Annotated in this window: 16 protein-coding genes; 7 read left to right on the forward strand and 9 right to left on the reverse strand. The window is 63.5% G+C overall.

The genetic code is table 11. From position 1 onward, the window contains the following. Positions 1 to 71: 71 nt before the first annotated feature. A complete protein-coding gene (locus PAQ31011_RS00090) occupies positions 72 to 494 on the forward strand; it encodes an EamA family transporter (RefSeq protein ID WP_174989817.1) in 423 nt (140 codons plus the stop codon). Between the two features lie 59 nt (positions 495 to 553). On the opposite strand, the gene PAQ31011_RS00095 is transcribed toward PAQ31011_RS00090, so the two are convergent. From PAQ31011_RS00095 to PAQ31011_RS00120, 6 genes are all read right to left on the reverse strand, one after another. Further along, a complete protein-coding gene (locus tag PAQ31011_RS00095) occupies positions 554 to 1,852 on the reverse strand; it encodes a phospholipase A (RefSeq protein WP_150573924.1) in 1,299 nt (432 codons plus the stop codon). A 47-nt stretch (positions 1,853 to 1,899) separates the two neighbouring features. Continuing rightward, the gene (locus tag PAQ31011_RS00100) at positions 1,900 to 3,459 is read right to left on the reverse strand and encodes a sensor domain-containing diguanylate cyclase (protein WP_174989825.1); all 1,560 of its coding nucleotides are present in this window, start codon (positions 3,457 to 3,459) and stop codon (positions 1,900 to 1,902) included. Between the two features lie 141 nt (positions 3,460 to 3,600). Then, complete coding sequence (locus PAQ31011_RS00105; RefSeq protein WP_150573926.1) at positions 3,601 to 4,935, reverse strand: putative bifunctional diguanylate cyclase/phosphodiesterase; 1,335 nt, start codon at positions 4,933 to 4,935, stop codon at positions 3,601 to 3,603. Then, positions 4,932 to 5,264 carry a hypothetical protein gene (locus PAQ31011_RS00110; protein ID WP_150573927.1) on the reverse strand — a complete coding sequence of 111 codons (333 nt, stop codon included), beginning with the start codon at positions 5,262 to 5,264 and terminating at the stop codon, positions 4,932 to 4,934. The genes PAQ31011_RS00105 and PAQ31011_RS00110 overlap by 4 nt, the downstream gene beginning before the upstream one ends. Before the next feature lie 11 nt (positions 5,265 to 5,275). Further along, on the reverse strand, positions 5,276 to 6,526 hold the full coding sequence (locus PAQ31011_RS00115) for an NAD(P)/FAD-dependent oxidoreductase (protein ID WP_150573928.1): 1,251 nt from the start codon (positions 6,524 to 6,526) through the stop codon (positions 5,276 to 5,278). A gap of 423 nt (positions 6,527 to 6,949) precedes the next feature. Continuing rightward, positions 6,950 to 7,432 carry a Cd(II)/Pb(II)-responsive transcriptional regulator gene (locus PAQ31011_RS00120; RefSeq protein ID WP_150573929.1) on the reverse strand — a complete coding sequence of 161 codons (483 nt, stop codon included), beginning with the start codon at positions 7,430 to 7,432 and terminating at the stop codon, positions 6,950 to 6,952. A 134-nt stretch (positions 7,433 to 7,566) separates the two neighbouring features. Here PAQ31011_RS00120 and PAQ31011_RS00125 point away from each other — a divergent pair, with 134 nt between their 5' ends. After that, entirely contained in the window at positions 7,567 to 9,996 is a 2,430-nt protein-coding gene (locus PAQ31011_RS00125; RefSeq protein ID WP_150574810.1) for a heavy metal translocating P-type ATPase, read from the forward strand. A 34-nt stretch (positions 9,997 to 10,030) separates the two neighbouring features. On the opposite strand, the gene PAQ31011_RS00130 is transcribed toward PAQ31011_RS00125, so the two are convergent. Continuing rightward, positions 10,031 to 10,945 carry a CHAD domain-containing protein gene (locus PAQ31011_RS00130; protein WP_174989827.1) on the reverse strand — a complete coding sequence of 305 codons (915 nt, stop codon included), beginning with the start codon at positions 10,943 to 10,945 and terminating at the stop codon, positions 10,031 to 10,033. A 459-nt stretch (positions 10,946 to 11,404) separates the two neighbouring features. Further along, positions 11,405 to 11,683 carry an HU family DNA-binding protein gene (locus tag PAQ31011_RS00135; protein ID WP_039398613.1) on the reverse strand — a complete coding sequence of 93 codons (279 nt, stop codon included), beginning with the start codon at positions 11,681 to 11,683 and terminating at the stop codon, positions 11,405 to 11,407. A gap of 473 nt (positions 11,684 to 12,156) precedes the next feature. Here PAQ31011_RS00135 and PAQ31011_RS00140 point away from each other — a divergent pair, with 473 nt between their 5' ends. Further along, a complete protein-coding gene (locus PAQ31011_RS00140) occupies positions 12,157 to 12,981 on the forward strand; it encodes a phosphodiesterase (protein ID WP_150573931.1) in 825 nt (274 codons plus the stop codon). A gap of 181 nt (positions 12,982 to 13,162) precedes the next feature. Here PAQ31011_RS00140 and PAQ31011_RS26600 read toward each other — a convergent pair whose 3' ends face one another. Further along, positions 13,163 to 13,426, reverse strand: a complete 264-nt coding sequence (locus PAQ31011_RS26600; protein WP_246179240.1) for a hypothetical protein — start codon at positions 13,424 to 13,426, stop codon at positions 13,163 to 13,165. Here PAQ31011_RS26600 and PAQ31011_RS00145 point away from each other — a divergent pair. From PAQ31011_RS00145 to pelG, 4 genes are all read left to right on the forward strand, one after another. Beyond that, positions 13,425 to 14,723: a PelD GGDEF domain-containing protein gene (locus tag PAQ31011_RS00145; RefSeq protein ID WP_246179242.1), complete on the forward strand. Its 1,299-nt coding sequence runs from the start codon at positions 13,425 to 13,427 to the stop codon at positions 14,721 to 14,723. The genes PAQ31011_RS26600 and PAQ31011_RS00145 overlap by 2 nt on opposite strands. Next, complete coding sequence (locus tag PAQ31011_RS00150; RefSeq protein ID WP_150573933.1) at positions 14,716 to 15,867, forward strand: tetratricopeptide repeat protein; 1,152 nt, start codon at positions 14,716 to 14,718, stop codon at positions 15,865 to 15,867. Before PAQ31011_RS00145 ends, PAQ31011_RS00150 begins: the two co-directional genes overlap by 8 nt. 68 nt (positions 15,868 to 15,935) lie before the next feature. Beyond that, positions 15,936 to 17,612 (forward strand): GT4 family glycosyltransferase PelF, encoded by a 1,677-nt coding sequence (gene pelF, locus PAQ31011_RS00155; RefSeq protein WP_150574811.1) that lies wholly within the window; start codon positions 15,936 to 15,938, stop codon positions 17,610 to 17,612. Next, positions 17,612 to 18,988 carry an exopolysaccharide Pel transporter PelG gene (gene pelG / locus PAQ31011_RS00160; RefSeq protein ID WP_150573934.1) on the forward strand — a complete coding sequence of 459 codons (1,377 nt, stop codon included), beginning with the start codon at positions 17,612 to 17,614 and terminating at the stop codon, positions 18,986 to 18,988. Before pelF ends, pelG begins: the two co-directional genes overlap by 1 nt. Positions 18,989 to 19,085 lie beyond the last annotated feature (97 nt).

A 19,085-nucleotide genomic window follows, 5' to 3' on the forward strand; every position in this document is an offset into this window, starting at 1 on the left:
GTGGGCGCGGACGGTGGACATTTGCGTCCGTTTCAGGTTGGGCGGGTATTTATTGATGGGTGACGATCGCTATGCTGCGTAGCTGGCAACTCTTTGCGCTGGGCTCGGCGTTTTTCGCTGCGCTGACGGCGATATTCGGCAAACTCGGGGTGGCGCAGGTCAACTCGAACATGGCCACGCTGATTCGTACTGTCATCATTTTCGGGGTGACGCTGGCCATCGTCGGCATGCGCGGTGAATGGCAAAAGCCGACGAGCCTGAGCGCCAACACGTGGGTCTTCCTTGTCCTCTCGGGTGTCGCCACAGGGCTGTCGTGGCTCTGCTACTTCCGGGCGTTGCAACTGGGGCCGGTGTCGGGCGTCGCGCCGCTCGACAAGCTCAGTGTGGCGATGGCGATGCTGATCGGCTGGGTGGTGCTTGGTGAGCCGTTCTCGCTGAAGGAGGCACTCGGCGGTGCGTTGATCGTCGCGGGCGCACTGGTGCTGGTGTTGTAGCGGGACCGGAGACGACGGACTGGTTTGTCGTCTCCGAGTTGCTTTGTCGGCGGCGGTGCTTACCAGCGGAACACGCTGTAGCCGATGCGCACCTGCGACGGTGAGTGACGGTTGTAGTCGAGCATGTCTTCGCCGTAGCCGGTGAAGTAGCCGAGCCAGATGTAGCCGCCGGTGCCCGGAATCAGCTTGCCGAGCGGATAGGTGACCTGCACGTCCACACTGCCGTAATTGCGCTTCATGCCCTTGCGAAGCGTTGCACCGATCTGCCAGCCATTGGGCTTGCCCCACAGCACGAGCAGGTCCATGTAGCCACGGTAGTTCTGAATGTCCGGGTTGTCCTTCTTCTCCACATAGGCATAGAGCTTTGGTGCGACCGTCCAGTGATATTCCGACGGATTGCCGAAGGTGAGGATCGGTTTGACGAAGACGGTGTTGATGCTGCGTGAGTCGGGGCCTGCCTTGCCGTTGGACTCATGCTCGATACCGGCGGCAATACCCAGCGACGAGAACCAGCCGGCGCGCACGCCAGTGTCGGGGACGTAGTAGAAGAAGCTCGGACGGTAATTCGAGTCTCGGAAGGGGGCCGATTCGGCTTCCAGATCCCAGATCGACAACTGGGTGTAGCCGAAGTACAGATTGTCGAGGAAAGCCTTCGACGAGGGATTGTCCGGCTTCAGGATGTGGAACTTGAAGCTGAGCTGAAAGCGCGCGTTCGCGTCGCCGTTCTTGCCGAACCCGATGTACATCGGCTCGTTCGACGAAATACGGGCGAACTCGGCGTCGGCTGTCGGGGCAATAGCATCGGACGATGTAGCGGCCGGTGCCGCCGCGAGTGCGCCTGATGCGGGCGCTGCGGTGGCGTCGCCCGTGCCGGGGGACGCGCCGCCTTCCGCCGGGATCGGCGCGGCGGCGACCATCGGTTCGGCAGGTGCGGCGCGGTCCAGGACCACGGTCGTGATCGAGGCGTCCCAGTCGACCGGCTCGATGCGCACCGAGCCGCGCAACTCTTTCGGCAGGACTGCCGAATAAGAGATGCGACGGAACTGGCCATTGGACAGCGTGAGCTGAGCAGGGACGATGGCCGCACGCTTCAGATGCAGCAGTGTGGGTTTGAAGTCGTCGTTCGAGATGCGGACGACGATTTCGTCCGGTAGCTGAATGGTCTTTCGGCCAGGCGAATCCTGTGTGGCCAACAGCATGAGCTGCAATGGCGCGCCGCCCGTGAGGGCGCGCGGAGGTTGCAGTAGCGAGAGATCCGCATGTGCGGCGCTACTCAGGGCCAGGCAGAGGGCGGTCGCGCCGACCTGAATGGCGCGAAGCGGCGATGGGGCGAATGTGGCGAGATTCGTCTTGAGCATCGGTCCGGTCTGAGTTGGCGACTTCAGGCCGGGATGCCTGAAGCCGGTTAAGAACCGCCTCGGGTCAGTACCCGAAGGTCGGATTCGCGGGCGCAGCCATCGCGTCCGCGAGATTTGGCAAGGTACAGCGCTGCGTCGGCACGTTGTAGCCAGGCGTTGTCGTCGTCACCGCTGTGCCATTGGGCCACGCCGGCACTTATCGTGAACTGAAGCGTTCGTCCGTCGACGTTGATGCGCGATTCGCGAACGGCTTCACGCAGCCGTTCGGCGGCGTCGAACGCCCGTGCCTCGGTGGCGCCACTCAGGATAATAGCGAATTCTTCGCCGCCCAAACGACCGCAGATGTCATCTTCGCGTAACGATTCGTGACAAAGCCGGACAAAGGTGGCCAGTACCGTGTCGCCCAGTGCATGTCCCCAGGTGTCGTTGATCTGCTTGAAATGGTCCAGGTCGACGAGGATGACGCTGGTCGGCACGTCTGCCGAATCCGCTTGCATGACTTCGGCGCGCAGGCGCTTGAGGAAGTGTCCGCGTGAGAGCGCACCGGTCAGTGCGTCGTACTTCACCTCGTGTTCGAGGGCTGCGTTTTTTGCGAGCGTGTCCGTCAACTGGAGCTTTTCACGGCGCAGGTAACGCACGAGCAGGTAGAGTGCTCCGGCCGAGCTGAGCAGCAATGCGAACACCAGCGAGGCATAGCGGCGTCGTTCGATCGAGAGGCTGCCGAGCGTCGGTGCCTCGCTCATGGTGTAGATCACCATGTCGCCGTCCGAAGACGGTTCGACATCCAGTAAATAAGGCTGATTGTCCGGCCGCACGCGCACCAGCCGTGCACTGTGCTTGTTGTCCTCATCCTCCGGCCCCATTTGCAGAAAGTTAGGGGTGCCGGGTGTCAGATCGTAGTTTTCGATGGGGACGACGGTGAAGTCTTCCTGCAAATACAGGTGGCGGCGTTCCGGGCGCGTGAGATTGAACACCGCCGCCCCCGGCACGGCCAGACCGGTGAAGGTCGGGTCGTTGGCGAGCACGATGACGCCATTCTTGTCTGTGATGAACGAAGCACCGGTATCGACCCAATGCGACAACCTGCGAATGCCGAGCTTGACGACAACGACGCCGACCAGGATGCCGTCGTGATAGACCGGCGCGGTGAAGTACATGCCGGGCATCCCGGTCTTGCGTCCGGTGACGTATTGCTGCCCCGCACCGCCCAGCACTGCGGTGTTGAAGTAGTCGCGGTCGCCATAGCGGTCGCCGATCAGCGGGTTCGTCGAATTGAAATCGCTCGACGCAATGGTGATGCCGTCGGGCGTTCCTAACCAGACGAGATCCGCGCCGAAGTAAAGCTGAGCGGAACGAAACAGCTCATTGACCGGCTTCAGCGCGGCATTTGCCAGCAGCATCTGGCGCGCCTTGTCCTGGGGAACCTCGGTGAGCGGATGCGTGGCAATCGTGTTGGCTGCCGACTGAATCTGCTCGATCTGCGCGAGGACCTGCGGAATGCCGCGAATGAGTATCAGGTCCTGATTGACCGTGTGAACGGTGCCATGCGCGAGTCGCGTGGCGATGCTGCGCTCCTCGTAAAGCAGGCGCGCGGTACGGTTCGCCACGAGTTGGTCGGCAGCGAAGCGTGCCAGCCCCCAGGCGACAAAGACACACAGCAGGACGACGACGCCGCACACAAAGGCGGAAGCGGCATGTCGACGGGAAAGATGAGCGTTGACCAACGGCAAAGGCGGTTGCTGACGCGTTTACAGGCGCCCGTGCCAGTCTCGAATGAACGTTTCGATGTGTCCGGGCGGTAAGGGACGCGTGCAATGATACCCCTGCCACGCGTGACAGCCCAGCGAAGCCAGCGCATCGCGTTGCGCACTGGTCTCCACGCCTTCGGCCACCGTTTCGATTTCGAGCTTGCGGGCGATGGCGATGATCGCGCGGATCAGTTCGGTGTCGTAGCCGCCGAGCAGCACCCCGGCCACGAACTGGTAGTCGATCTTGACGGTGCCGAATGGCCAGCGTTTGAGCCGCACGAAGCTCGAGTAGCCTGTGCCGAAGTCATCGAGCGACAAGCGCACGCCCATCGCGACGAGTTCGTTCATCAGCGTCGCCGCTTCGTCGAGATGCGAGATCAGCGACGACTCGGTGATCTCGATCTCCAGCTTGTCGGGCGGTACGCGGTGGTGTTTGAGGGCGTAGCGCACCGTCTCCAGTGTCTGCACACGCATTTGTTGTGCGGAGAGGTTCACCGCCACGCGGGGGTACTCTTCGCCGTCCGTATGCCACTTGTCGAGCTGACGGCAGGCTTCGTGCAGCGTCCAGTCGCCAATGGGGCCGATGACGTCGCAACGCTCGGCCGCGGGGATGAACTCGCCCGGCATGATCAGCTCGTCGTCCCGTTGCCAGCGGATCAGGGCTTCGAGGCCCGTCAACCGGTGAGTACGCATATCGATCTGCGGCTGATAGTGCAGACGGAATTCCGAGTCCGAGAGCGCGCGTCCGATGGCGCTGCGCCAGTAATGTTCGTTGCCTGCGTCGTCCGGCGGTGCAATGCCCTCGGTCGGTGCGGCCGGGGCTTCGGTGACGAGAAAGCGCGACGCGCTCTCGCGAATGGCTTGATCGGCGACGTCGGACGTATGTTCAAGCAGGGTAGCCGGCCACACGGGAACCTGCGGCAGATGCGTGATGCCCGCCGAGACGATCGGATAGAGCAGCCCGTTACCGCAGGGCACCGGCGATTCGCCGGCCCGAATGAAGCGGCGCGTAATCTGAACGGCGGCCTCGCGGCTGCTCAGGTCGCGTAGCAGAATCGCGACCTGCTGGTCCGAAACACGGCCGATGAGGTCGCGGCGTCGAATGCGCGAGCCGATGCGAAACGCCACCGTCGCGAGCAGATCCGCGTCGGAGATGGCCTGTTGACTGGACGCCGTACGCTGGCCCCGGCCCACGTGCAGCACGACCAGCGCGCTGTGACTATTGGGAGGGCTCGGGGTCCTCAGCTCCAGGCTGAGGGCGCGCAAAAGCCGCTGGCGATCCAGCAGCAGGTCGGCGAGGACGACTTGCCGTCGCAGCGCGTTCGTATCGTTCATCTCGGCAGGCAGGCAAACATCGCCTGAACGGTTGAGCGATTGTCACCGGCGCGTTCAATGATGGCGAGGCCATCCAGCAGGAAAAGCCCACGCGTCGAACAGGTCGTGCCGCCAGAAAACCCTTGAATCATGTTCTGCATAAGACGCGTAAATGTGTCGGCCGTAGTGCGAGGGGCGAATCGTGCGCGCGTGCCGGTGCGCCGTTTCCCTTCGCGTTGCGGCAGACCGCGCGCAAGGCGTGGCCCGACTAGAAGCTCGTTCCCGATCGCGAGACCGGGTCCTTTGACCTTTAACGGCACCCGAATTTGAAAATTGAGTGCGGGTTTCACCTACGGTCTGCTCAGCGTGGGCGCGCCAGCCATTCGCGCCCCCGAAGCATGAAGTCCCAATAAACCTTTGGCAGCACGTACTTTTTCAGGACCCATGCAAAGCGGTTCGCGTGCGTACCGTCGATGGGGAATGTAGGGAGAAGTTTCCCGCCATAGCCGAATTCTGCGAGCACGATCTTGCCGTGTTCCACCGTGAGCGGACACGCGCCATAACCGTCGTAATGCAGCGAAAGGGGGCGGCCGTCCATCGACGCGAGCAAGTTTTCGGCGACGACAACGGCCTGCTTGCGCGCGGCGGCAGCGGTTTTGGCGTTGGGCGCGGAAATCGCGTCGCCGAGACCGAACACATTGGCGTAGCGCGCGTGGCGCAGCGTCGCCGGGTCGACTTCACACCAGCCGGCAGCGTCGGCCAGTGGACTCGCGCGCAAGACATCCGGCGCGCTTTGCGGCGGCACTACGTGCAGAAAATCGAAGGGTTTGTCGACAAACTGTGACTGTCCGTCGGCATCGAAAATCTCGAAACGCGCCACGCGGCGCTCGCCATCCACCGCACGCAGATGCGAGAGGTGATTGAGCGAGATGCGATATCGCTGCACGTACTCCATCAGCGCCGGGATGTAATCCTTGACGCCGAACAGGGCGGGTGCCACGAGATGAAACTCGATCTTGGTCTTGTCGAGCAGACCGCGCTGGCGCCACGTGTCGGCCGAGAGATACATGGCTTTTTGTGGCGCGCCCGCGCACTTGATCGGCATCGGCGGTTGTGTGAAGAGGGCATTGCCGCCCTTGAATTCGCGAACCAGCGACCATGTGTACGGGGCGAGATCGAAGCGGTAATTGGAGGTCACACCATTGCGGCCGAGCGTTTCGCTCAGACCGTCGATGGCCTCCCAGTTCAGTTGCAGCCCGGGGGCTACGATGAGAAAACGATAGCCGAGCCGACGCCCGTCCGAGAGCAGCACTTGCTGGCGCTCCGGCGCGAAAGCCGTGACCGCCGCCTGGATCCAGTTCACGCCTTCGGGAATCACGCTCGACATCGGGCGTGCCGTGCGGGCAGCGTCGAATTCGCCGGCGCCGACGAGCGTCCAGGCGGGCTGATAGTAATGCGTGTCGGCCGGATCTACGATCGTGATCGAGAGCGTCGGACGGCGGCGGCGCAGGCTTGCGGCGACCGAAATGCCGGCCGCTCCCGCACCCATGATGACGATGTCGGCGTTGCTCTCCGTCGCGGGTGCTGGCGTCGCGGATACATCGCTGGACATAAGGTCTCCGACAAGTGATCAAAAATTAAAACGGATTACGACATATCGATGTCGTATCCCGAGCAGCGCGTAACGTGCGGTGTAAGGCAGTGACGAAGCGTGCGGGACATTCTACGTTCACTTGCCCCTAATTTCGCGGGAAACAGGTCGATTTCTCACAATTTTTACGTTTTGATCAAAGGTGGAGCGTTTGCGGCGTGTGCCATCTGCGTGCAGATGCTGCGTTTGTTAACCCCTGCGTCGTGCGGCACATCGTGCGACGTGTTTTGTCTCGTGCGAGGGTGGACGCGGCGAGTGCCGCAGGGGCGGGGGAGTGTCGACGCGGACATCACGTAAGTGATGCCCGGGAACGTTTGTGTAATGTGAAGAATTGATTTGCGTCGCCGGTCCTGCGACGCGAAATTAAACGGGAACGTTTTCGATTTACGCGTGCGCGTGACCGTGATTGTGATCGTGCTCGCAAGCGACTTCGATCGGTTCCGTCTCGTTGTGGCAAGCGCAGGCTTCGCCCTGTGCGCCTTGCATGAGTGCGCGCAAGATACCGCAGTCGCTCGTCTCGTGACGGCTGCGACACTGTGCTTGCAGATGTAGCAATTGCTGCTCCAGCGCCTGCAATTCGTGGATGCGTGTATGCACGCGCGCCAGATGCGCCTCGATCAGTTGATTGGCGTCTTCACAAGTTACGCCGGTGTCGTGTGCCAGTTCGCCGAGTCGTTTGGCGTCGGCGAGAGGCATATCGAGCGAACGGCAGTGACGGATGAAGCGCAGGGCTTCCAGATGCTCGTCGCCGTAGGTGCGGTAACCCGCGTCGGTTCGCGGCGGCGGCGGCAGCAGGCCGGCACGCTCGTAATAGCGGATGGTTTCGACATCGGTGCCCGCCGCCCGGGCCAGTTCGCCGATTTTCATGCTTGACTCCGTAGTCACTACAGGGTTTTGAATGAAGGGTAACACGAATCATGTAACCAGGAGTTCACATGTCCAACCCTTCGGAGTCGGCCCGTCTGGCGGGCCTGACGACTGCGGCGACAGCGGATCGGGAGATGCCCGGCCATGGGAATGCTCCCGCACAGGGGCATGACCACAAAAACTGTCACGGGCATTCGCATGAGCACACGCCGTCATCGCAGGCGCATCGGCATGCCCACGATGACAGCCATCGTCACGACGGTCATGCTCACGACCACGACCACGACCACGACCACGACCACGACCACGACCACGACCACGGCAGCCACGGCGTAACCCCCGCCCATACGCATGCCGAAGCGTCGTGCTGCTCCGGCGGTGCGAGTTTCGCACCGTCAGCCCCGGCACCCACGACGGATGCCCCGCAGGCGCGCTTTCGCATCGATCAGATGGACTGCCCGACGGAGGAACGTCTGATTCGTGATCAGCTTGAGCGTCGTGCCGGTGTCGATACGTTGTATTTCAATCTGCTCAAGCGTGAGCTGACGGTTGTTTTCGACAAGCGTGCGTCGGCGTCCGATGTCGAGCGTGAGCGCGACGCTGTGGCGGACACCCTGCGCAAACTGGGGATGACGCCAGTGCCGCTCTCCGGCGAGAACGCAGATGCCGCCGCACCGCCGCCCGCCAGCCGGACAAGCGACGCTGCCCGGCTCGTAGCCGGTGGTGTGCTGGCTGCCGCGAGCGAGATCGCAGTCTGGTCCGGTGTGCCGGAGCACAGCCCGTGGGTGGGTGCAATCGTGGTCGCGGCTATCCTCGCATGCGGCCTGCCCACGCTCAAGAAGGGCTGGATCGCGCTGCGGCACTTCACGCTGAACATTCACTTTCTGATGTCGCTTGCCGTGATCGGTGCGATGGTCATCGGTCAGTGGCCCGAAGCGGCCATGGTGATCGTGCTGTTCGCGTTGTCTGAAAAGCTTGAGGCGGCTTCGCTGACCCGGGCGCGTCGCGCGGTCGAGGCGTTGATGCGTCTCGCACCGGATCAGGCGTCGGTGCAGCAGGCCGACGGCACCTGGGCGGACGTGCCTGCCGCAACGCTCGCCGTGGGCGCGAGAGTTCGGGCGCGTCCGGGTGAGCGCATCGCCATCGACGGCGTGATCGAGGAGGGTGCCTCGGCGCTGAATCAGGCGTCGATTACCGGTGAGAGCGTGCCCGTCGACAAAACGGTGGGAGACGACGTCTACGCGGGCAGCATCAACGAAAGCGGCCTGATCGTGTATCGCACGACAGTCGCGCCTGGCGATACGACACTCGCGCGTATCGTGCGCATTGTCGAGACGGCGCAGCAGCAACGCTCGCCGACGCAACGCTTCGTCGACAAATTCTCACGCATTTACACGCCGGTCGTGGTGCTTTGCGCACTGCTGGTCGCGATCGTGCCGCCGCTGGCGTTCGGTCTGGCCTGGTCGCCGTGGATCTACAAGGCGCTGGTGATGCTGGTGATTGCGTGCCCCTGCGCGCTAGTGATTTCCACGCCGGTGACCGTCGTGAGCGGGCTGACGGCCGCTGCGCGCGCCGGGATTCTGATCAAGGGCGGGGCGTTTCTCGAAAGCGGTCGCCTGATTCGGGCGGTCGCGCTCGACAAGACGGGCACGCTCACGCGTGGCGAGCCGAAGCTGACCGACGTTGTGCCGTTGCGTGGGACATCTCGCGACGAAGCGCTGACACTCGCCGCCGCACTGGATGCTCAGACGACTCACCCGATTGCGCGCGCCGTCGTCGATGGCCATGCACAGGCCGGGCTTGGGACGTTGCCGTCCGTGACCGATTTCGAGGCGCTGGTGGGCATGGGCGTGAAGGGGCGTGTCGGTGAAACGCTTTACTACCTCGGCAATCATCGTCTGATCGAATCGCTCGGCGTGTGCAATGCCGAGGTAGAGGCCGAACTGACGCGTCTCGAAGCGCAGGCGCGCACTGCCATCGTGCTGGCAGGCGAAACGCAGGCGCTGGCGGTGCTGGCCGTCGCCGATACGCTGCGTGAGGAAAGCCGGGAGGCCATTGCTCAATTGACGAAAATGGGGGTTCGCACCGTCATGCTGACGGGGGACAACCGGGCCACCGCTCAAGTGATCGGCGAGCAATCGGGGGTGAGCGACGTGCGCGCCGAAATGCTGCCGGAAGACAAATGGCAGGCCGTTTCGTCGCTGCGTGAGAAGTATGGGCACGTGGGGATGGTGGGCGATGGCATCAACGATGCGCCCGCGCTGGCGGCGGCCGACGTTGGCTTCGCGATGGGCGTGACGGGCACGGATAGCGCGCTCGAGACCGCCGACGTCACGCTGATGGACGACGATTTGCGCAAACTGCCTGCTTTTCTGGCGCTTTCGAAACGTTCCGCGACCGTGCTCAAGCAGAACATCGCCGTCGCGCTCGGGATCAAGGCGGTGTTTTTCGCACTCGCGGTGATGGGGCTGGCGTCGTTGTGGATGGCGGTGTTTGCGGACGTGGGCGCGAGCCTGCTGGTGATCGCCAACGGCATGCGCCTGCTTCGCACGAAGGTCGTCTGAGTCGATCGATGCTGGGTTGCCTGATGCCTGATGCCTAGGCCTTGCGCATGCCGCGCTCAAGTCGATGGGCGTCGGGCAATTGGCATAGCGCGTGCGCGGCGCGGCTGGTGGCGTTGACGATGATCGCGTCGAGGCGTCCCGTCAGCGTCTCGCGGTGTTCCGTCGAGATGGGCATGTCTTCCAGCGCGCGTTGTGCGACCACGGCATCGTTGAGATGCCCGAGCAACGTTTGCGCGGTGCGCAACGTCTCGTGATACGGCAAGCGAACCGCCTTTCGCAACCACGGCGTGAGCGCCTCCGCGCTGTAACGCGCCTTCTTGATCTTCACGCGCAATGCGTGCAACTGCTCGGTATCGAGCATCGCTAACTGGCGACAATCAGGAAATAACCCAATGTATCGTTCGCGGAGGATGTTATGCGCGTGTTTCGCTAGCGCGCGTGGCCGCTTGCCGGGTGTGCGTGACGGACGTCGCAAGGCTTTCGCGGCGCGCGCATCGGCCGTGCCGTTGTCGCGAACGCCAAAGGCATCGCGTAACAGCGCATGCAGCGCGCGTTGGCGATCGCTCGTGAGCGCGGCGGCAGCTTGCGCCCGGGCATCGGTGCGAACTTTCGATAGATGCGCGTCGACCGCAATCCAGTCGACATGCGGATATTCGAGGCGTAAGGTCGGAAGTGTCTCGGTGGTCAAAACATCTGCATCGCGCACGGGCCCCATCGAATGCCCGAGCCAACGCAGTTCCGTGACGAGCCGACGGTGCCAGCGTGGTTTGAGCCACGGCGAGTAGATGTCGATCAGCGCACGAAGACGACGCGTCGCGATGCGCAATTGATGAACGGCTTCAGGGGGAATGGTGTCGATGTTGGCTGTGTCTTCTGCCGCATCCGGCAGCGCTGGCCATTGCGTCAATGCCGACGCCACATGCATGACCAGCAGACGAGACGCCGACATGCGCCGCATTTGGGCAGACGACGGCAGTGAAACTTCCTCTGCCTGACGAGCGCCGGCAGCGGAGAAAACATCGGAAGAGGCGGCGGTAGCCGCTAACGGCGCGCGTGTCATGTTCCGCAACATAGCATAGTTGCCGAAGCGCATGACTGACCGCGTGACGGAGCACACGGGTGGCGGTAAAGCGATTGCCGCGATTGCAGCACTTTGTCGCGGGCGCCTGCTTTGCCGCAGAGCGGGGCACAGGCCACCCGCGAGGCACGCAGCGTCACATCAGTCGTGGACCTCGCGAGAGGATGACGTGACGCCTTCTCATTGCTGCGCATGGCTTATCGGGATTTGAGCGCGGGATTCAGACGCGGAATCCAACAGGAATCCTGTCGAAATCGCAGTCGAAATCGACGGCCGGATGCGAGCAAAAAAGATAGGCCGGCACGGAGGCCGGCCTGCGCGCAACTGGTTTTACTTCTTGTTCACAGCGTCCTTGAACGCCTTGCCAGCCGTGAACTTCACGGTCTTGGCTGCCGGGATCTTGATCGCTTCGCCAGTCTTCGGGTTGCGGCCGGTACGCGCAGCGCGCTTGCCCGAACCGAACGAGCCGAAGCCGATCAACTGAACCGAGTCACCCTTGGCGACTGCCTTCTTGACGGTCTCGAGCAGAGCGTCGATGGTTTCGCCAGTTTGAGCCTTGCTTGCACCCGTAACACCAGCGACGGCGTCGATCAGTTCCTGTTTGTTCATGTGTGTTTCCCTTGAGAGGTGGTGAATACCGGCGACAACTCTAACACTTTCGTCATTTGACGAGTGTCGGTGTTGTATCCGCGCCATAAGGCACGCGGCACACGCCAGAATGTCGCCTTCGCGGCACGTCACGCGAACCTGATCCGAAGACCGGTTTCGTCACGTATCGTGAGGGCGCCGGCACTGGCCGGGCAGCCGCATTATAGAGCCTTCGGCGGGCTGTGGGCCAGTCCTGACAACGGTTTGCGGCGATTTTGTTGCGCAATGCCGCGTACTTTCTTGTTCTTGATGGCAAAACCCCGGTATCTGCGGGCATCTCCGGTCATGCCTCCGCGCAATCCCTTGCTGGGCGGGCTTTGGGAGTTTCCCTAGCGTTTTAGGGCTTGCGCAGACGGGCGTCTTTTGGTTGGTCATTCGGGTGTCATTTACGATGGCTAGCGTGACGCCGCTCATCGACATCGAGGAACCGCTTCATGCTGATCTGCCAGATCACCGACCTCCACATCACGCGTCCCGGCATGCTCGCTTGCGGACGTGTCGACACCGCGCTCGCCTTGCGCAATGCCATCGCCACCCTCAATCGCTGGACGCCTCGGCCCGATGCCGTCATCGCAACAGGCGATCTGATCGACACGCCACATCTCTCGGAATACGAAGTACTTCGCGAGTGCCTGGCGGACCTCGACCTCCCGCTCTATCTGGTGGTCGGCAATCACGATCATCGCGAAGGGTTGCGCGATGCTTTTCCGGAACATACCTATCTGCATACGAACGATACGTTCGTGCAATACCGCGTCGATCTCGGGCCGCTCACCGTTTTGGTCCTCGACACGCAAGATCCGCCGAGCGCGGGCGGCCATTTGTGCGACGCGCGACTCGCATGGCTCGACGCGCAGCTCCACGCCTGCGAAGGACGGCCGACGATCATCGCCATGCACCATCCGCCGTTCGATACGGGCATCGAATTCATGGACGGCTACGGCCTTTCGGCGCAAGGGCGTGCAGGGTTTGCGCGCGTAGTATCGCGCTATCGCCACATCGAGCGGGTGATCTGCGGGCATTTGCATCGCAGCATTCATGCGAATGTGGAAGGCGCGCCGGGGATCATGGCGAGCACGTGTGTGTCCACCGCACATCAGATCGCGCTCGGGCTGGCTGCAGGTGCGCCGGGATCGATCACGCTGGAGCCGCCGGGCTTCGCCATGCACCTGTGGCAGCCGGGCGCAGGGTTGCGTACACATCTCGCTTACGTCGGTCCGCACGAGGGGCCATTTACATTCGACGGCGAACCCCAGTAAGTGGGTCTCTTGCGTCGGTATCCTGAGCATTCATGCGGGTTGGCGGCGAGAAAAAATGGGGACGAAAGTAGGACCGCGCGTGTGTAAAGTGCTTTTCTATCAAACATACGAGATCAGTTCGGATCAGCAGCTAAAGGCCGTCCCGGTGCGCAGGTTTCGCGGGACGGGAGCGACGGGTCTTTCACAGGAACTGTCGATCCGTGGCCCATGACCCAGGCATGAATGAAAAGGCCGGGCAGGGCGCTTTCTGATAACGGGGAATCATGCATACCGACGCCGAACCGGCGCGCGCCCATCGCGCCGGTGCTTCGTCATCACCTTCGGCATCTTCGACTTCCGGCACATCGAGTTCATCGTCGTCGCCCTCGTCATCGACGACGCGCGTACGCCGATCGCAACCGCTCGGGAATCTGGGACGCTGGGGGCGGCGGGTTGCACCGGCCATGGCGCGCCCCTTTGCGCTGCTGGAAGTCTTGCTCGCGACGCTGATCGCGGTGCTCGTCGCCTGGCGGCTCCGTCCCGACGATCCCTTGTTGCTCACCACGCAATTCCCGTGGCTCTGGCTCGTCTCGCTCGTGGGTGCCTTGCATTACGGTTCGTTGGCCGGTGCCGCGAGCGGCGCCATGCTCATGGCGGCGTGGCATGTCCTGTGCGGTCCCTCCGGCGCGCCGTTCCCGATGGCGCACTTTGCAGGCGGTATGACGATGGCGCTCGTCGCTGGTCACTTCTGCGACATCTGGTCCCATCGCGCGCTCAGATCGCAAGGCATTAACGCTTACTACAGCGACCGCCTTGTCGCGATTACCCACAATCACTATTTGCTGCGCGTGTCGCATGAGCGGCTGGAGCGTGATCTGCTCGCGCGTCCCGTCACGTTGCGCGATGCATTGACGCGTCTGCGCGACCTCACGGTGCGGCGTTCGGGCGACGTTCATGGCGCGCCGGGCGGTCTGCCCAACGCACAACCGATGCTCGAATTCGCCGCGCTGACCTGCCAGATCGAAGTCGCTGCGCTGTTCCCGGTGCGTGGCGACCGGCTGACGACGACGCCGATCGCGCGTGTCGGGGAAGGGTTCGAGCCGGACGTGGACGACCCGCTGGTGCGGCACTGTCTGCGCGAAAGCACGCTGGCCCACGTGAAGGCCGACGATGCCGCGAGCGATAACAGTCCCTACTTGGCCTGTGTGCCGCTGCTCGACGCCGAAGGTGCACTAACCAGCGTGCTGATCGTGCGACGCATGCCGTTCCTCGCGCTCAATCACGACAACCTGCAACTGTTATTGGTGCTACTCGCGTACTACGCCGACGGCGTCGCGCATCAGCCGCTCGTGGCGAGCGTCAGAGCGTTGGTGCCCCAAGCCCCGTATGACTTCGCGCTCGAACTCGGCCGGCTCGCGCGTCTCAAGCGCGCAAGCGGCATCGAGTCGTCGTTGGTTGCACTGGCGTTTCCGCGCGGCGCACGAGGCGACTCGCTATTCGAACAGACGGTGCGTCAGCGTCGCGCGCTCGACGTCATGTGGACGATCGGCACGCCGCGTCGGCAAATCGCCATCGCGCTCATGCCGATTACGGACGAGCACGGCATCGACGGCTACCTGATGCGTGTGGAGACATTGCTGCGCCAGCAGTACGACGTCGATTTCCAGAGCGGTCATATTGCCGTGCACACCGCACACATCGACGCCGAAGCCCCGGGTGACGGCCTGCTCAAACTCATGGAGCGCTGCGTCGACCATGCCTGAGCGCCACTCGACAAGCGGCCACGCGAAAGCGCTCTGGCGACTCCGGCAGCGAGGCGCGGCGCGCGGTGTGCATGTCATTCGTTGGGCGCTGACACTGGCGCTGGCGGGGCTCGCCGTCGCGTCGCAGTGGCACGTGTTGCGACTCGTTTTGCAGACCGCGACATGGGACGTGCCGGTCGTCGCGCCGACCGCCGCCGGACCCGTTGGTGATGTCGTGCCCGCCGTGCTGGCATGGCAGGCGGTGACGGCACTGCTCGCCGGCGGGTTCGTGACGTGCGCGCTGCCTGCGAGCTATCGCGACCGTCGTGGCGTGTTCTGGCACATCGCACTGGCGACCTTTTTCCTGCCGGTGGCGGGCATGGTCGTCGTGATGGGCGTGTTGCTGATGGGGTATCTGTTCCCGCCGCCGCGCGAGTCGCTGCCGGCGGGCCTCGTCGAAACACCGGGTTTCGTCTCGCATCTGGTGGCGCGTGTGCGTCACGGTGCGGGCATGCGACTGCGCGCCCGGTTGCGCAACGTGCAGGGGGAGCGGGACGACCGGGTTGCCGCCCTGATCTCCGTGCAGGCGTTGCCCTCGCGGGTCACGAGCGAGATTGCGCGCGACCTGCTGGCGGATCCGGTGGAGGAGGTGCGCCTGCTGGCGTACGGCATTCTCGACGGGATGGAGAAGCGGATCATGCAGCAGATCTTCGTGATGCGCGACCGGCACGAGGCGGCCGAGGACGACGACGAACGCGCACACGCCTGCGTCTGTCTCGCGCAGCTCTACTGGGAATTGATTTACCAGAATCTCGTGCGTGGCGAAGTCCTTCGTTTCACGTTGGAGCGTGTGGAGAAGTTCGCACGTGACGCGCTCGAACAGCACGAGGACGATGCGTCCATGTGGTATCTGCTGGGTCGCTGTGCGCTCATGCGCGAGCACCCCGACGTGGCCGAGATGCACCTGCGTCAGGCCCAGTTCCACAGCTTTCCGACCGAGCGCCTGTTGCCGTGGCTGGCGGAGGCCGCATTCCAGCGGCGGCGCTATGACCGCGTTTCACTGTTGCTGGGCGGGCTGGGTGCCGGTGTGACGGGGGCTAAGGGCGTGTCGAACGCAACGGCCTCGCCGGTCGTTCAACCCGCCGTGCGATTCTGGACACGCTAAATCCCATGGCTTCGTCCACGTTCTACGCGACGCCCGAACCGTCGTCCCGCACCGGGGCCGCGGTCGCCATGACGCCTGCGATGGCCGACGTCGCGCTCTTGCTCGAAGGCACCTTTCCGTACGTGCGTGGCGGCGTGTCGTCATGGGTCGACCAACTGATCCGGGCATTTCCCGATCTGACGTTCTCCGTCGTGTTCATCGGCAGCCGTCGTGAGGATTACGGTGCGCCCGTCTACCCGTTGCCCGCGAACGTCACCCATTTCGAAGCGCATTACCTCTACGAGACGGAGACGTCGTCCGCGACGGCGGCAGACGAGGGGGACGCGCGCGCCTCGTCCCGGAAGAGCGCAGGTGACGCCGAAGCTTTTGCCCGCATCGCACGCATGCACGACCTGTTTCGTCAGCGGCATGAGAGCCAGGCGGGTGGCGCAGGGACGCCGGACGCTACCGAATACATGAAAGTCGATGGCCTGCGCAGCATGCTCGCGCACCTCCTGCCGCTGCTGTGCGACGGCCAGCCGCTGTCATCGTCGGCGTTCCTGCACAGCGAACGATCCTGGGAATTCATCACCGAGCGCTACGAACGGTTTTGCCATGACCCGTCGTTCACGGACTACTTCTGGACGATTCGCGCCATGCACCGTCCGATCTGGCAACTCGCGCGCATCGCCGGAGCATTGCCGCCGGCGCGCATGTATCACACGGTGTCGACGGGCTACGCGGGGTTGCTCGGCGCGATGCTGCGTATGACGACCGGGCGGGCGCTGCTGGTGACCGAGCACGGCAGCTACACGAAGGAGCGCAAGCTCGACCTGTTGCAGAGCGAGTGGTTGCGGGACAACCGGGGGCCCTTCGAGCGCGACATCTCGCGTGTGGGCTACTTCCAGAATCTCTGGATGCGGTTCTTCGAAGCCATCGGGCGGGTCTGCTATGACACGGCCAACGAGATCGTGTCGCTCTACGAGGGCAACCGCCTGCGGCAGATCGGCGACGGCGCGCCTGCGCACAAGACACGCTGTATCGCGAACGGTGTCGACATCGCGCGGTTTGCCGCGCTTCGGGACAAGCGCGTCAAAGGTACGCGGGGCGAGGAAGGTGTTTCGGGCGATGACATCCCGCCTGTGGTGGCGCTGATCGGGCGCGTGGTGCCGGTTAAAGACATCAAGACCTTCCTGCGTGCGCTCTTCATCGCGTATCGTGCGCGGCCCGACGTGCAGGGCTGGATCGTCGGCCCGGACACCGAAGACCGGGCGTATGCGCAAGAATGCCGCGACCTCGCGGCGAGTCTGGGGATGGAGTATCAGGTGAGGTTCATGGGCTATCGCGCCGTCGAGTCGGTGTTGCCGCAGATCGGCGTGTTGGCACTGTCGTCGGTGTCCGAGGCGTTACCGCTGGTGATGCTCGAAGCGGCCGCTGCCGGTGTGCCGGTGGTCGCGACGGACGTCGGCGCATGCCGTCAACTGATCGAAGGCGGCGATCCGGAAGACCGCGCGCTCGGCTGGTCGGGGCGTATCGTGCCGATGGCCGACCCCGAAGCGCTGGCCGCCGCCATCGTCGACGTGATGGAGCCGTCGGCATGGCACGCCGCCAGCCTTGCCGGTATCGCGCGGGTTGAACGGCACTATCGCCTCGACGCCGTTCGCGACGCCTATCGCACGCTGTATCGCCGCTGGATGGACGGCGACAGTCCGCCGAGCATGCAGGGCGTGTCGGGCGTGTCGGACGTGCAGGGAGGCGAGCACTGATGGCCGGGATCGGATTCGAGCTTCGGCGTCTGCTGCGCCGCGATACGCTGTCGGGAACCTTCGCGGCCTATAGCTACGCCGGGATCATCAGCGCCGGGCCGCTGGTGCTGTCAATGGTCGGGGTGGTGCTCGTCGGGTTGATGAGTCTCGCGCACGTGCATCCGCAGGTCGTCCTCACGCAGTTTCAGGTGTCGGTGACGTACCTGATCGCGTCGAGCGTGATCGCGACCGGGCTGATCCAGCTCGCTTTCACGCGTTACCTGAGCGACCGGCTCTTTGCCGGGGAGCCGCAACTGGTGATGCCCTCGTTCAACGCCGTGTCGCTGGTGACGACGGTGGTACTCGGCGGCATTGGCTTGCTGCTGTCGCAAACGCTCTTCGCCGACCAGCCGTTGACGTATCGATGGCTGATGTGGATCGGCTTTGTGCTGCTCGGGAACCTCTGGATCGTGGTGCTGTTCCTGACGAGCGTGAAGCAGTACCGGGCGATTCTCGGCGTGTTCTGCGCGGGCTACAGTCTGACCGTCGTCTGCGCGGTTCTGCTGGGACGGTTTGGCCTGACCGGCCTGCTGGGCGGCTTCGTCATCGGCCATACGGCGCTGCTGCTCGGGTTCACCGTCATCGTCGCGCGCAATTACCGGACGTCCACGTGGCTTTCATGGGCGGTGTTCGTGCCGCGCAATCTTCGGCTCTCGCTCGTGGGCGTCGGCGTCTGCTTCGGCTTGGGCGTGTGGATAGACAAACTGATGTTCTGGGCGTGGCCTGCGACCGGCATGACGGTGATCGGCCCGCTGCGTGCCGCACCCCTTTACGATCTGCCGGTCTTCCTGTCCTATCTTTGCGTGATCCCGGGGATGGCCGTGTTCCTGCTGCGCATCGAAACCGACTTTGCCGAGGCTTACACCGCTTTTTTCGATGCCGTGCGTCACGGCGGCACGCTGCGCCAGATTTCGGCGTCACGGGTGCTGATGGTCCGTGCGGTGCGTACCGGGCTGTACGAGATCCTGAAGGTGCAGGCCGTCGTGACCTTGCTCGTCTTCGCATTCGGCGACGATATGTTGCGGCTTGTCGGGGTGCCCGGTGGATGGCAGACATTGCTGCGTATCGACGTCGTCTCGGCCGGGCTGCAAGTCCTCCTGCTCGGTGTTCTCAACGTGCTGTTCTATCTCGACCGGCGTCGCGACGTGTTGATCCTGACGGCCATGCTGGTGTGTCTGAATGCGTTGTTCACCGGGTTCAGTCTGGTCTACGGCCCCACGCTGTACGGCTACGGGTTTGCGCTTGCGCTGCTGTGTGTGCTGGCGCTGGGTGCACACCGACTGACGCGGCGGCTCGCGGCGCTCGAATACGATACCTACATGGGACAGAACGTCTAAGCGGTCCGGTGCAGCTACCATCAGTAGCATGGCGTGAACGGCTGGAGTAAGATGCCGGGTCTCGCGATTGCAATCGTCGTGCACATTTGTGCGAATC

Origin of the sequence: Pandoraea aquatica, assembly GCF_902459565.1 — a bacterium.
Lineage (GTDB): Bacteria > Pseudomonadota > Gammaproteobacteria > Burkholderiales > Burkholderiaceae > Pandoraea > Pandoraea aquatica.